This is a genomic window from Brevibacillus sp. SKDU10, assembly GCF_001645205.1.
In the GTDB taxonomy this organism is placed as follows: Bacteria; Bacillota; Bacilli; order Brevibacillales; family Brevibacillaceae; genus Brevibacillus_B; species Brevibacillus_B halotolerans.
In genome coordinates this window covers 1-14,500 of sequence record NZ_LSSO01000003.1, presented here as the reverse complement: position 1 = coordinate 14,500, position 14,500 = coordinate 1, and the positions used below count along the sequence as shown (strand labels likewise).

Here is a 14,500-nt window from a genome sequence, read left to right as displayed (position 1 = left end):
TTATGTACTGGAATATCATTTTATCGCATACATAAGCAGCCAGGATATGATAAACTGCTATCCACATCTTGAGCTTGCGTTTACGCTGGATGGGGGTGGGTATTTCTCTGTTGATGGACAAAACAAGGATATTGTAACAGAAGCAGGTAGTGCCCAACTCGTCTATTTACATGATATAAGATTTCATGCCGAGCAAATCAAAGAAAGACCAACTGTTCACATGGAGCTGCGCATGGATGCAAGGCTTTGGGGCAGCCTGTTTCCCAATATAAAGCTTGGGTATAATCAGTCCTTCCTCTATCTTCAGGATACGATTCGTCCGAAAATGCAGGTTCTACTACAGCAACTGCGCAATTGTTCTTATAGCGGGTCAGCCAAGCGCCTTTATATGGAAGGAAAAACCCTAGAGCTTTTGGCGTTGTTTATCTATGAAATGGAAATGGGACAGGTCAAAGGGCGCAGCAGTTTAAAAAAAGACGATATTGATCGAATTTATTTAGCTCGGGATATTTTAGTAAAAATGCTAGGCCAGCCACCCAGCCTGCTTGCTCTATCGAAATTGATTCATCTGAATGATTACAAGCTCAAGATCGGCTTTAAAGAAGTGTTTGGTATGACTGTATTTGAATTTGTTAGACAACAACGGATGGAAAAAGCGAGGATGCTATTGGAGAATAATAAGATTAGTGTCAGCGAAGCTTCATCGCTCGTGGGCTATCATAATTTTAGTCATTTTGCTTCTTTATTTCGCAAAACATATGGTGTTAATCCCAGTGAATATGGCAAGAATGCTTTAAAGTAAATAGAATGTCAGAAATGCCTATCATATACAACCGACTATAGATAAGAAATGACCGCCTAGGATCAGCTAAGGCGGTCTTTTTTGTGTATCCTGATACACCTAGCACATTACATGACCAGCAGATGCTTCCAAAAACTCAAGTTGCAATCATCCTCGTGTTTTTTCATGTATAATAAGCGAAAGTATGGTATGAAGGGATCAGGTATAGATTTGTCCATGCGGCAATTAGGATGAATGGCAAAATATAAATCAATTCTCTACAGAATATATGGAATGAGGAACGAGTTTTGAAGACATTTAAAAAGATGTACATTGAAATTACTAGTGTTTGCAATCTTGCCTGTAGCTTCTGTCCACAAACAGGTCGACAAGCTAGATTTATCAAGCTAGACACGTTTACTAACATTTTGGATCAAATTAAACCACATACAAAGCACATCTATCTTCATGTGAAGGGCGAACCGCTCCTGCATCCCAAAATTGATCAATTGCTGGATATAAGCCATGAAAAGGGATTTAAGGTCAACATCACGACAAACGGAACCCTTATTCAAAAGAATCGTGCCAAGCTACTGGGTAAGCCAGCCCTGCGTCAAATGAACTTCTCGTTGCATAGCTTTGATGGTCATGAAGGCTCTGTTGATCGTGATAAATATTTATCTAACATTCTATCCTTTGTTCGAGAGGCGGCGGAGCATAATGTAATCATATCCTTTCGTCTCTGGAATCTGGATAAAGATAACGCAACGAATCTTCAACGAAATAGGAACAGAGAGACCTTAGAGGTGCTGGAAAAGGAATTTAATCTGGACTATAAGATTGAGGAAAAAGTAGTTCCGGGCAGCGGGGTTAAGATTGCTGAACGAATTTATCTCAATCAGGATCATGAATTTGAATGGCCGAGCTTACACGCGCCCGAGGATGATGGAAAAGGCTTTTGCCATGCCCTTCGCACTCAAGCAGGAATCCTCGTGGATGGAACGGTTGTGCCGTGCTGTTTGGATGGGGAAGGTGTGATTAATTTAGGCAATGTCCAAACTACACCTTTCTCTGAAATCGTAGAGAGCGAGAGAGCAAACAATCTTTTTGACGGATTCTCAAGACGCGAGGCTGTTGAGGAATTATGCAGAAAGTGTGGATATAGAAAGCGGTTTGGAGCTTAATGTGTATAATTCATTTGCAGGATTAACATCAAGGAACACTTAGCTAGATTGTTTGAAATCAACTACAAGCGAAAGCCAAATTGGGAGACTCCTTTTATGCTAATGACATAAGAGGAGTTTGTTTTTTTCGTGTGAAAAAAGGCTCCATAAATCAACTAGATCAGAAAACCTGTTCATGGAGCCTGTATTTCGTGACAATTCTTATGTAGATTTTTATGCATCTGATAATTCACTAACAAAATCCCTCGGCGCATTACAATTTGAGCCTGAAGCGTTTCATATCCATGGTATTCGAAAAAGGGCTTAGCCGTAATACTTGCATGTGTACCCAACGATTGCACGGTTTATTTCAGCGACATACGTGCTATTAAGGCGTAAAGACTCTGGCCAACTGATCAGCTTGTTCATTTGTTCGTCCGCTGGAGCCCAAGCATTGAGCTGTTCTGGTGAGTAGTCATGTGCCGCAATAGAATGAACCGTATCATAAAAGAGTGAGACCAGTTGCTCTGTATCCGATTCAGTATACATTCGAACGATCATTATCATCTTCCTTTTCATATTGTAATAATGAGAAAACAGTATAATGCTATGGAAAAAGAAAAAGCAATCTTTTACAATCATTATATCTGATTTGATATTTTGAAATGGAGCATTGAGGATAACAAGTACCTAATGAGTAGAAGGGAAGCATAGATGAATATTTTTCACTCTGTAAAAGGATTTATCAAGGAAATGCTGCTTTTCCTTATGGGGATTTCATTTGTATTAATCGGAATTTTTACAACTATTGGATTGGTTGCTTCCGATTCTTATTTGACAAATACGATTGGCTATATTGTTCTTGTATGCATTGTTGCGCTTTTAATAAGCGGAGGATTATATATGTGTTATTTATCTGTAAGAGCTAGAAAGAAGCGACGTAAAATTCGACTGGAAACCATGATTTTGCAAACAGCTAGTAAAAAGGGCGGAAGTGTAACGGCGTTAGAAGTAGCGATGGAAACATCATTATCCATTGAAGAGGCAAAAGAAGTGTTAGAACAGCTTGTAGAGCAAAAAATTGCATTTCTGAAACTATCCTCGAATGGCACTTATGTCTATCAATTTGATGGTCTTATCAGTCAAACGGACAAAGAGGAGGCAGAATCATTGAAAAACTTAATCTATAAGGAGTAATTTCGTGATTTTTGCCAAAAGATCAGCATGAGGGGGATTTCATGAGTGCAGACCTACAGCCTGTTACGCGAAATAACTGGCAGGAGATGATTCAGCTTACAGAGTTTCCTTTAGATTTTTCATCAAGGGATGTTCCTTTATTTTTTCAGATTTATCAATTGTTTAAGGAAGAAATTCTGCATAACCATATACAGTATAACGACCTTCTTCCTTCTATACGAGGGTGCGCAAGGTTATTGCACGTTAGCAAGAATACAGTAGAGGTAGCCTATCAACTTTTACTCTCTGAAGGTTATGTTATCAGTATACCTAAAAAAGGTTATCAAGTAGTATACAAAGGCAGCCTGATGGTAAAACAGGACAATGCTTTTTCTCAGGACCATGTGCTTGAAAACATTGAATTAGATTTCCGTTACGGCAATATTGAGCTAAACACCTTTCCTTTTAACCAGTGGAACAGGCTGCGCAATAAAATCATAACCCATAACCAAAGTAATTATATGGTGGAAGGCCAGCCGCAAGGAGAATATGTGTTGCGAAAGCAGCTTTCCAAGTTCTTATACGAGTCAAGAGGAGTTAGTTGCAATCCAGAGCAAATGATTATAGGAGCTTCTCCTCAGCAGTTAGTATCTGTTTTGTGTCAGCTATTAGATGCGAAAAAGCACACCATCGGGGTGGAGAATCCGGGCTATGATGGGGCAAGAAATTCCTTTCTTAACTATGGTTTTCAAGTGAAGGCAATTTCTTTATTTGCCAGTGGAGTTTCAATTGCTGAGCTTGAAAATAGCTGTGCGAATGTTATGTATGTGAGTCCATCTCAACAATTTATGAACAAGATGGTGATGTCCTTAGAAAAGAGACAAGAACTAGTGGACTGGGTACATACACATGAATATATCATTGAGGATGATTATGAATGGGAATTTAAGTATCAGGACCGCTATCTTCCTTCTATTCAAAGCTTATCTCCTGCAAAGGCGGTTTATATAGGGAGACTTTCAAAAGCGCTGTTACCTCTTGTTAATGTTAGCTATCTTGTACTTCCATACGATCTCTTATCCTTATTTCATAAAAACGTATCTGAATACGATCAGCCAGTTTCGAGGCTTGATCAATTGACACTGGCGGATTTTTTATCAGATGGATATTGGCATAAGCATGTACAGATGATGAGACAAAGCTATACAGAAAAGAAACAAATGTTTCTTCAAGTGATTGACGAATATATGAAGGGACGAGTAGAGCTGGTAGGAAAAGACATAGGGCTCCATGTTTTTTTAACTGTGAAAACAAGCCATACAGAAGCAGAATTGCTTGAATTAGGCCGAAAAAAGGGGGTGAAGGTGTACGGAACGTCTCGATACTGGTTTCAGAGAAAACGTCAGTATCCCACCGTTTTACTAGGCTACGGAACATTAAGCCAGCAGCAAATCCGTCAAGGAATTCGATTATTAGCGGAAGCCTGGTTTTCGTAATGTCCGTTTTTTTTGTCCCAGCCAACTTAAGTAAGCTGTCCCTTTAACATTCGCTTCGTTACCTGTACGATGTACACAACCCTTACTTGTAAAAGGTGGCGAATATTGATGGATTTCATTTTTGATTTGGATGGAACGATTTGTTTTCATGGACAGCCTATTTCAACAAAAATTTTAGATTGCTTGCTAGAGTTGGAGCATGCGGGGCATTCTATCGGATTCGCTTCAGCAAGACCTTGTCGGGACATGCTTCCTGTCCTTGATGAGAGGTTTGCCAAGCATCTCTTAATTGGGGCAAATGGGGCTATGACCTATCATCATGGCAGTCTGCGCAGTTGTGTTCCTCTACAGAGACCGTTAGCCAAGGAGATTATTACCTTATTAGATGAGTATCATGCAACCTATTTAGTTGATGACAAGTGGGACTATGGGTTCAACTGCCCAACCTCTCATCCTTTTCTGATGAATATCGATGGCAATAGACTGGCTAATCAAGTAGATATTGATCGGATTCAATCTATTTTGAAAATTTTGGTATTATCCTGTGATCAGCTTGATGTTCTGTCTGCTAAATTGAAAAACCTTGATGTGACATTGCATTATCATTCAGCAGAGGGGATTCTGGATATTACATATAAAGGTGTTAATAAATGGACAGCCTTGCAGCAATGGGGGATTCAGGAGGACCAAATGGTTTGCTTTGGAAACGATCTGAATGACCTCCCGATGTTTCAAAAGGCTTACTACTCTGTATTGATTGGCAAATGTGAACCTTTGCAGGCTTTTGCGCGGAAGAACATAGCATTTGATGATCAAATCGAACAAAATATGATCGCTACATTACAGGAGCTATGCTTACGATTTGCTAAAGTGAAATAGCCAAAATACTTATACGATCAATGTAGAATTGATAGAAAGAGGTGCATTAGCTTTGCAACGATCATTAGAAGAGAGACGTGCAGGATTACGTGAAGCGGAAAGAAAAGCTGAAGAGTTATTCAAACAGGTTGAAGAGAAGGGAATATTATGCAGTGGTGTAACTGAAAAGCAGGTGAATAAAGAAATATATGAATTGGCTTTTCAAATGTATGGTATCAAGAAATATTGGCATAAACGGATTGTAAGAGCGGGCAAAAATACACTGTATCCTTACCGTGAGAATCCCCCAGACTTAACTATCTCTGAGGAGGATATTATTTTTCTTGATTTCGGCCCCATTTTTGAAGAATGGGAAGCGGATTTTGGACGGACATACGTGCTTGGAACTGATCCATACAAGCTAAAGCTACGTGATGATATCGAGAAAGCTTGGCAGGATGGGAAGGACTTTTTCCTATCAAAACCCAATATAACTGGAAGTGAGCTATTCGAATATATGTGTCGTCTCGCAGAGCAGTATGGATGGGAATATGGAGGACCGCACGCAGGTCATCTAATAGGGGAATTCCCTCATGAGCGAATCCAAGGGGATGAAGTAGAGAATTACATCCATGCTGATAATAACATTGACATGCGAGAGCCTGATAAGGATGGCAGACCGCGAGATTGGATCTTAGAGGTGCATTTTATTGATCGTGAGCGTGAAATCGGAGGGTTTTTTGAGCAGCTATTAACAGTCGAATAGCCTTGAAGAGGTTTGAATTTTATAAAAAATAAGCCGGGAATCAACGAGCTTTCGATAAAAATTTAATAAAAAGAGCGTCCGCATAAAGGGAGACGCTCTTTTTTATTCTTGTTCTGCCGCAAGCATATCAGAGTGGCAGGTCATTGTTATTAACGTACCAGCAATGAATTGATCAGCTCTGATGCTATTTTCAATAAGGCTTGCAGTTGAATCGCTAATGAACTGCTTAGCTCAGCAAACATGTTTGCGTCCATTGATACAACAATGAGCAGAAGGCAGGCGATAAATACGCCTTTTTCTACGGGGCCTCCTGTTTTAAAAGCAAGAGGTAATTTTATTCTTGCTTTACTAAAAGGATAGAACAGGGGTACACCGGCGACCGTTAATAAATCCCCTACGATATGAAAGAGATATCCAATCCACAAGCCTAAAAATACGTTCTCCTTCATAAAGAATCCAAGGGGAAATAAACAAAGCCAAAAAGGCAGAGCATGTGTCAGGCCACGGTGTCCTAATGTTTTACTCATTACCCTCGATGTTTTGGATAGTTTTTTACCTATGTAAGATTTAGGGTGATCAATATCGGGCAATAAGCTTCCCACAGCTACTCCCATTACATAGTCTGTTTGGAATGGGATATCCAAAAACTTCGCCACACATACCCCAGCCAGCGTTGAAAAAGCAATATGCGTTTTATACTTCAAAATGCTCCCCCTCTTTTTGCTGTAAACAAAGAGGGAATAATTCGTACTGCAGATGATACCGCTCTTTGAATAGCTTCTGATAAAAAAGAGAACTTTTGTTCTCTTTTTTATACTACCATATTTCTTTGCAGGTGGGCAGTCTTTCTTGAAATAATTTACTTTTTAGCGGGAAATCGTACCGTTTCAACTAAAAAAGAAACTCGATTATCGCAATAATTTCAGATCAAACTCCGGAACAAGTCCTTCTTGTGCAGCGTGGCTTAAAAGAGCAGTTACGGCCGCATATCCATCTTCCCCTAGGTCCGCAGTAAATTTGTTTACATACAAATTAATATGAGCTTGGGCAACTGCTGGGTCCATTTCCTGAGCATGGTGCATGATATAATCTCTGGACGCTTCTGGATGTGCCCAAGCATATTCTACGGAGGAGCGGGTCCAGCTAGCAATAGCATCCAAGTCCAAGGAGCGTCGAGCGATAATGGCACCTAGTGGAATTGGCAGCCCTGTATCCGTTTCCCACCAATTACCTAAGTCAGTCATCAAAGAAAGACCGTATGAAGGATAGGTAAAACGTGCTTCGTGAATTACTAAACCAGCATCAATTTTACCATCGCGTACAGCGGGCATTATTTCGTGGAAAGGCATTACAATAATTTCTCCTACTCCACCGGGCACATTTTGGGCAGCCCATAGACGGAATAACAGATAAGCGGTGGAGCGTTCGCTAGGAACAGCTACGCGTTTGCCAGATAAAGCGGAAGGATCGGCTTGTTGCTGGGATGGCTGATCAATAGCAGACGAGTTTTTCGTTAAGACTAAGGGACCGCACCCTCTACCCAACGCTCCGCCACATGGCAGCAGGGCGTATTCCGACAATACCCAAGGAAGTGCAGCGTAGGAAATTTTGAGTACTTCTGGTCCAGTTAAACTAGCTGCAAGTCCATTCGTGATATCAATATCTGCATACATAACATCTAGGGCTGGAGCTTGGGGAATGAGTCCATGAACCCAAGCATGAAAAACAAATGTATCATTAGGGCAAGGAGAAAAAGCAATTTTCATCGTAACACCTCCGCAAGTACTGAGCTTACTTTTTCAAGAGATTCTAATGCTTCTTTTATACGCCAAGCAGATCGGTCGCGTGGACCTACAGGATTAGAAATAGTGCGAATTTCCAATGCGGGAATCTCGAATTGCTGTGCGGCGGTTGCTACTCCATATCCCTCCATCGCTTCGGCAGTCGCTCCCGCTATTCTGCTGGCTATGGCTGTGGCTGTTTCGGCACGGCCTGTTACTGTGGAAACCGTAAGAATTGAGCCGGTATGGGTAGATAAACCGGAAAATTGCAGGGCTTCTGCTACACGCTTTGCCAGCGTAATGTCTACAGGGATTCGAGCAGAACCAAATCCTAGTTCGTCCAAGCTTAGAAATCCATCAGGGGTTTCGGCGCCGAGATCGGCGGCCAAGATTTCATCTGCTACCACCACTGAAGCTATATCTGCTTTCCCTTTAAATCCACCAGCAATACCAGCGCAAATGACTACATCATATGTAGTAGATGCCAACGTGCGTGCTGTACTGGCTGCGGCACAGACTGCACCGACACCACCCACTAGAACGTCAAAGCCTTCTGCACCGTTTAAGCCGCGGATTACCGCTTCTTGTTCGGCTTCTACAGAGGTGACGATAAGTATACGTTTTAGTGATCGTGAGGATGGATTGTTCGAGTTTACAAATATACCCGAAGAGATTTCTGCTTGTTTAGCTTGATTCATGTGAACAATCTCCTTTTCGTGCAAACCATAGCGTGAGCTCTCGAAAGACTATATAAAACGAATCCTCTCTATAATAAAGAAGGAAGCGGAATATAAAGGCTTCTGCCTCCAATTATACAAAGTTGAGCCGTTGAGTGAAACACTTTATAAGGCGTTCAAGTCTGAGTTATGCGTTGTCAACAAATGTTTTGGCTACCTGTATCATCTGTTGGTGTATCTTTTCATTCCGCTTATTTTCATTGATAGAGTAAGCAAGCTGATGCAAAATCCCTTGATGATAAAAAACAATTTCGTCTGCTGCTGTATTGTGCAAGTGAACGGAGAGTGTAGATTCATCCTAATTATAGTAGGAATAGACTAGTACACCGACGTACCATAGCTTTGCCAGCTTTTTATTTTACATAATACCATTATCTGTATATAGATGGATGAGACATAATAAAAAAGACTCCGATCGTATCTATCGGAGCCTCATGTACTTGTCTTTTTAGCTAAAAAATACTTAAATCCCATTGCTGAGCCATTTCTTTTAGCAACAGGGAGCCAGCCACGCTATTGCCAACCTCATCAATCGAAGGACTAAAAATCCCAATTCCGCAACCATCGGCAAAAGGTAAGTCACGGGAGCGATAGCGAGGCGGTACAGCGGAGAGGATACCTCCAGAGACCCCGCTTTTCGTTGGAACGCCCACAAAGGCAGCGAATTTACCAGACGCGTTATACATTCCGCATGTCAGCATTAGGGATTTAGTGAAACGAGCTACGTCCTTAGGAATTACTTGTTCCTGACGGATCGGGTGATAGCCGTCTAGGGCTAGGATTAAGCCGATTAGGGCCGTATCCTTGGTCGTTACCTCAAGGGCGCACTGTTTTAAATAAACCTCCAGAGCACTCTCCACATCTCCATCTAAGAAACCAATATCCTTCAGATAATAAGCTAAGGCACGATTGCGGTGAGCAGTATTCCACTCTGACTCGAATACCTCTTGATTTAGCACGGGAGCGGTACCGATTAGTTGGATAAACAGCTTGTTAAGGGAATCCATTTTTTGGGCAACAGAATCACCAGCGAGCATAGATGAAACTGTAATGGCCCCCGCGTTAATCATCGGATTGTAGGGACGACCCGGTTTGCTCATTTCTAATCGAATAATAGAGTTAAAAGCATCACCAGTAGGCTCTGCATCAACTCGCTGCAAAACATGAGGAATGCCATATTCCATACATACCGCGACTAGACTGAGTACTTTAGAAATACTTTGCAATGTGAATAAAGCCTCACAATCGCCAGCGGTAATCATCGTTCCATCTGTACCTATTACAGTAACCCCTAGCTGATGAGGATTCATCTTGCCTAGGGCAGGTATATAGTCAGCGCACTTCCCTTGAGAAGCTGCATCCTTAAATTGATCAATCCAATGTAACAATTGAGCAGATACTTGCTGATGCTGTTCTGTTTCTGACGGTGCCAAGATACTTGGGCTCATCTCAGATGCTCCCCTTTCATATTAAAAATAACTTGAATAACATACCAAGACAGGGGCACTGCCAGTTAGTATGACCCACATCCCCATATTCATATCAATGGTGAGTGGGAATCGTCAGCTTAATGTGTCGTGGAACTCTATTTTAAAATCATAGAGGTGTAACAGCAAGTATATTTCCAGAAAAAAGCTTATTTTTTTCAAGAGAGGGAGAATAGTGGAAAAAAAGAAAAAGCCACCAATTAAAGGTGGCTTTATGGTTTCCATATTGTAGCTGTCCCACATGACTTCATGTCGGTGTTTTATAACCTTATTCGAATTCTTTTTCCCTTACGACATAGTATCTGGAAAAAGATAGATATAGCATTTTTGAACCTCAAAACAACGAAAGCCCTACCTCTCTTCCGTCCTTACGGCTCCAATGACCGCGCCAGTGTGAATCGGGTAAATCAAAACGCTTGCCTGAAAATGAATTGCTTCTTTGGGAAAATAGTTTTTGGACGTGAGATTTGAAAAAACAGGTGAGAGTAATTCATTTCGAGGAAAAAAGAATTGGTTGGATGAAGGTAAACAATCATCTTACATATGAAAAACACAAGAATAATCATAACATGTTGATAAACAAAAAGCAAATTCTATTAAAAAAATAAAAAAAATTTTAGATATGTGTAATTTTACAGAGTAACATTTATGATTTTTTGATATTATTTACTATAAGCCAATAAAGACGATGGAGAAGTCGACCCATGATTACGGAGCTGGAGAAAAAGGATTTTCTAAAGCTTCAATTGATTTTGAAGTGAAAAGCTAGCCTGTTTCTTTAAGCAGTGATTACAGGTAATCCTCCATATATTGTGTCTTTATTGACGATCCAGATCAACCTACTTTGTGACTGCAAGGCATTGGTGAATTTCATGTAATCGTAAGCATAGCTAATGATGTATTAGCAGTGTGAAACGATTGAATGCACAAAATCGGCTACGTTCAGACAAAACATGAATCATTTCGCGATAGATGAAACCCAAAGCATGGCTCATTGAATGTATCGGTATCATATCAAGCTGCGTATAGAGACAACGAAACCCAAGGAGTTAGATATCTTTTTAATGAAGGTATTCTCTCTAATGTGCTTTTACCGGACGAAAGCTCTTCCGTCTATCCAGAAAGATTGATGATGAATTGTCTACAAGACTCCGCTCTTCTAAAACTAAAGGGTTCTTGTTAAATAAGCTGAAGCTGTTCTGAGATTCCCAAGAAGCCTTCATACAGATAGGTTTGACTGGAGCATAGTTCATGACAACTGATCATGAGCAGATTGATGTCAGCATTCGTATCAGGAAAACCTCTTTCTATTGAAAAGAAACCTTTACCATAGGACCTTATGAAAAGCTAGCTGTGTGAACGTAGCAGTTTTTGGGTTTTTGATAAACACAAAACAAGAGCCTTATTTGGGATTGTAGCAAGGGCAGTAGTGCTTCAGCTACATTGGCAAAAAGGAATTGGATTGGTATAGGGCCCAAAGATAGATTGTATCAGTTTTGTATGTACGAATGATGACGCAAGAGAGACAAAGAAAAAAGGATAAGGACAGGGAGAAAATAGAGATGAAAATATGGTTAAAGACCTTCTTGCTATCTGGGTTACTGCTGTTGCTATTCGGTTTACAGCCTTCCCAATCCCTAGCAAGTGGTAATGCAAAAATTTTACTAGATGGTTATCCACTAACCTTTCCGGTACAGCCTCAAGTAGTAAAAGGAACGACTTTAGTGCCATTCCGAGCGATTGCAGAAGCGATGGGAATCCAGGTGCAATGGGATAATGCAACACGGACGATCGTTGCTACCAATCCAAATGGAACTGCTGGAACACAGCTTCGCCTACAAATCAACAATGCTACTGCTTATGTGAATAATCAACCAATCACATTGGCTGTAAGCCCTACGCTTTACAAGGGGAGCGCATTAATCCCGTTGCGGGTTTTCAGTGAGCAATTTGGGGCTACGGTTAACTGGGACGGTGCTAACCGAACTGTGTTATTGCAATCTCCACCAAAAGATTTATATACGATGGCTTTCTATGCCATTTCTTCATTTAGTGAGCGACAACTTATCCCTTCCTTTGATGCAGTTGCCTTTGGCTGGGCAAGAATCAATGAAAATGGTGAGTTTACACTTCAAGGCAAAGATTTTTATTGGCCTAAATCAGCAGGAGATGTAACACCAGAGGGGATCGTAAGTGAAGCAAAGTCAGGCGGAACACAGCCATACTTCATGGTTTTTGCTTCAGATCGCAAAGGTGAGCTAATGAAAATGCTTCAAACCGCGCAGCTACGACAACAAACGATTGATGGAATTTTACAAACTGTGCGCAATCAGCCGTTTGAAGGGGTTGCCTTAGATTTTGAAGGATTGGGCTTGAGCGGAGATATCGAGCTTGAGAAACGTCTATACACTGAATTTGTTGGACAGCTAGCTCCTGTGTTGCATCAGGAAGGTAAAAAGCTGTCACTAATCTTGCATCCGCCAAACGGTTCCTATAAAGGCTACGATTATGCACAATTAAGTGCTATGGCAGACGATTTGATTATCATGGCGTATGACTATGGACAAAAGGGACAGCCGGAGAATTTGGACAAAGTAAATGAGGCTATCCAACTTGCGTTAAAGCAGGTGCCAAAAGAGAAGCTGATCCTAGGTATCTCTATGGGCAGTGAAAATGCTGGTACCATTAACAGTAAAATTGGTCTAGCTAAACGATACGGTTTAAAAGGTGTTTCTCTATGGCGATTGGGGCTAATTGGTGAGCCTACTTATTTAGAAATGAAAAAGGCTGTAGCAATGTAACGATACATCCTTTTATCAAATGGAATATATAATCGCTAAATCCATCCCTCACATTGAAGGGATGGATTTTTTTATGTCTCTATTGGCCTTAAATGTTATACCATTATTTCTTTTATTCATGTTAACATAGCTGTAATTGTAGTTGATGTGGGAATAAGGAGAGTGACGTTATGAAAACAGAAAAACAAAAAATGATAAACGGTGAATTATATGATGCCTCCGATATAGAGCTGAGCAAGGAGCGTCAACAAGCTAGTAGGCTGACGAGATTGTATAATCAGTCGTTAGAAACCGAAAAGGAAGAACGAAAGGACATATTATCTCAGTTATTCGGTACGAAGGGAGAGGACTGTGTTATACAGCCTAACTTTCGATGTGATTATGGATACAACATTCATCTTGGAGAGCATTTCTTTGCCAACTACGATTGCATCATGCTTGATGTTTGTGAAATACGTATAGGCGAGCATTGTATGCTGGGACCAGGTGTTCATATTTATACGGCTATGCATCCACTCCATCCTTTAGAGCGGGCAAGTGGTTTGGAATATGGGAAACCGGTTGTCATTGGCAATCATGTATGGATTGGTGGGGGTGCTATCATTAATCCAGGGGTCAGGATTGGAAATAATGTAGTTGTCGCTTCAGGAGCTGTCGTAACGAAAAACGTGCCGGATAACGTTGTCGTAGGTGGAAACCCAGCTGTAATTATTAAAGAGATTGTACTTTAAAAATTACAGGATAGAAATTACATTATCTCATAACGATTTTGCTATAGAGTTAAATACATAAGGGAAGAAGCGTCTAAATGATGAATTTGGACGCTTCTTTTTTTGGCTAAAGGGTGATGAACGTACCTTTACATGTACAACAAAAAGGCACATTTTTTTTAAAATAGTTTATTTACACAATACCCTTTTTAAAAATTTGAATACTGTAAAGGAGAAAGGAAGGTGTTATTGCGTTGGATAATCGTTTTGAAATTGACAAGATTTACGACAGCATTATTCAATCGGAGTTAGATCTTTATTTAAGAAAAGATCCACTGTTTGCCCATAAACATTGTAACCACAGTTCTTCTACCACTTGCAGATCTACGTTTATTACCTTTATTGAATGCCCGACAGGTCCAACCGGTCCGACAGGCCCAACCGGCTCGACAGGTCCAACGGGTCCAACCGGAGCAACCGGAGCAACGGGAGCAACGGGAGCAACGGGAGCAACGGGAGCAACGGGAGCAACGGGAGCGACCGGAGCAACCGGAGCGACTGGAGCAACTGGAGCGACAGGGGCAACGGGAGCAACCGGAGCGACAGGGGCAACGGGAGCAACCGGGGCAACCGGAGCCACAGGAGATACCGGAGCGACCGGAGCAACGGGAGGAACCGGAGCAACCGGAGATACCGGAGCGACCGGAGCAACCGGGGCAACGGGAGCAACGGGAGCAACCGGAG

The 14,500-nt window shown here is 41.2% G+C and carries 13 protein-coding genes and 1 pseudogene; 9 read left to right on the top strand and 5 right to left on the bottom strand.

Annotated features, from left to right (window positions below):
* Positions 1–46 precede the first annotated feature (46 nt).
* Positions 47–802, top strand: coding sequence for an AraC family transcriptional regulator (locus AYJ08_RS00700; RefSeq protein WP_231928955.1), 756 nt, complete (start codon positions 47–49; stop codon positions 800–802).
* Between the two features lie 287 nt (positions 803–1,089).
* Positions 1,090–1,965: a radical SAM/SPASM domain-containing protein gene (locus AYJ08_RS00695; RefSeq protein ID WP_031411988.1), complete on the top strand. Its 876-nt coding sequence runs from the start codon at positions 1,090–1,092 to the stop codon at positions 1,963–1,965.
* A 303-nt stretch (positions 1,966–2,268) separates the two neighbouring features.
* On the opposite strand, the gene AYJ08_RS24825 is transcribed toward AYJ08_RS00695, so the two are convergent.
* Positions 2,269–2,505 (bottom strand): GNAT family protein, encoded by a 237-nt coding sequence (locus AYJ08_RS24825; RefSeq protein WP_369799652.1) that lies wholly within the window; start codon positions 2,503–2,505, stop codon positions 2,269–2,271.
* A gap of 153 nt (positions 2,506–2,658) precedes the next feature.
* On the opposite strand from AYJ08_RS24825, the gene AYJ08_RS00685 reads away from it, so the two are divergent.
* From AYJ08_RS00685 to AYJ08_RS00670, 4 genes are all read left to right on the top strand, one after another.
* Positions 2,659–3,141 (top strand): hypothetical protein, encoded by a 483-nt coding sequence (locus tag AYJ08_RS00685; RefSeq protein WP_064016181.1) that lies wholly within the window; start codon positions 2,659–2,661, stop codon positions 3,139–3,141.
* Between the two features lie 41 nt (positions 3,142–3,182).
* Positions 3,183–4,616: a MocR-like pyridoxine biosynthesis transcription factor PdxR gene (pdxR, locus tag AYJ08_RS00680; protein ID WP_231928954.1), complete on the top strand. Its 1,434-nt coding sequence runs from the start codon at positions 3,183–3,185 to the stop codon at positions 4,614–4,616.
* 108 nt (positions 4,617–4,724) lie between these two features.
* Positions 4,725–5,495 (top strand): HAD-IIB family hydrolase, encoded by a 771-nt coding sequence (locus AYJ08_RS00675; protein WP_064016180.1) that lies wholly within the window; start codon positions 4,725–4,727, stop codon positions 5,493–5,495.
* A gap of 52 nt (positions 5,496–5,547) precedes the next feature.
* Positions 5,548–6,240: a M24 family metallopeptidase gene (locus tag AYJ08_RS00670; protein WP_064016179.1), complete on the top strand. Its 693-nt coding sequence runs from the start codon at positions 5,548–5,550 to the stop codon at positions 6,238–6,240.
* Between the two features lie 149 nt (positions 6,241–6,389).
* Here the strand turns inward: AYJ08_RS00670 and AYJ08_RS00665 are convergent, their stop codons facing one another.
* The 4 genes from AYJ08_RS00665 to AYJ08_RS00650 all read right to left on the bottom strand — a co-directional run bounded on the left by AYJ08_RS00665 (position 6,390) and on the right by AYJ08_RS00650 (position 10,194).
* Entirely contained in the window at positions 6,390–6,944 is a 555-nt protein-coding gene (locus tag AYJ08_RS00665; protein ID WP_064016178.1) for a metal-dependent hydrolase, read from the bottom strand.
* Between the two features lie 204 nt (positions 6,945–7,148).
* Positions 7,149–8,006, bottom strand: coding sequence for a 1,4-dihydroxy-6-naphtoate synthase (locus tag AYJ08_RS00660; RefSeq protein ID WP_064016177.1), 858 nt, complete (start codon positions 8,004–8,006; stop codon positions 7,149–7,151).
* Positions 8,003–8,719, bottom strand: a complete 717-nt coding sequence (locus AYJ08_RS00655; RefSeq protein ID WP_064016176.1) for a futalosine hydrolase — start codon at positions 8,717–8,719, stop codon at positions 8,003–8,005. The genes AYJ08_RS00660 and AYJ08_RS00655 overlap by 4 nt, the downstream gene beginning before the upstream one ends.
* Positions 8,720–9,210: 491 nt before the next feature.
* Entirely contained in the window at positions 9,211–10,194 is a 984-nt protein-coding gene (locus tag AYJ08_RS00650) for a glutaminase (protein WP_197490562.1), read from the bottom strand.
* Between the two features lie 1,613 nt (positions 10,195–11,807).
* Here AYJ08_RS00650 and AYJ08_RS00645 point away from each other — a divergent pair.
* The 3 genes and pseudogenes from AYJ08_RS00645 to AYJ08_RS00635 form a co-directional block, all read left to right on the top strand.
* Entirely contained in the window at positions 11,808–13,046 is a 1,239-nt protein-coding gene (locus AYJ08_RS00645) for a stalk domain-containing protein (RefSeq protein ID WP_064016174.1), read from the top strand.
* A gap of 170 nt (positions 13,047–13,216) precedes the next feature.
* Positions 13,217–13,777: a sugar O-acetyltransferase gene (locus tag AYJ08_RS00640; RefSeq protein WP_064016173.1), complete on the top strand. Its 561-nt coding sequence runs from the start codon at positions 13,217–13,219 to the stop codon at positions 13,775–13,777.
* 233 nt (positions 13,778–14,010) lie between these two features.
* Positions 14,011–14,500: pseudogene (locus AYJ08_RS00635) on the top strand (BclA C-terminal domain-containing protein); the annotation flags it as partial.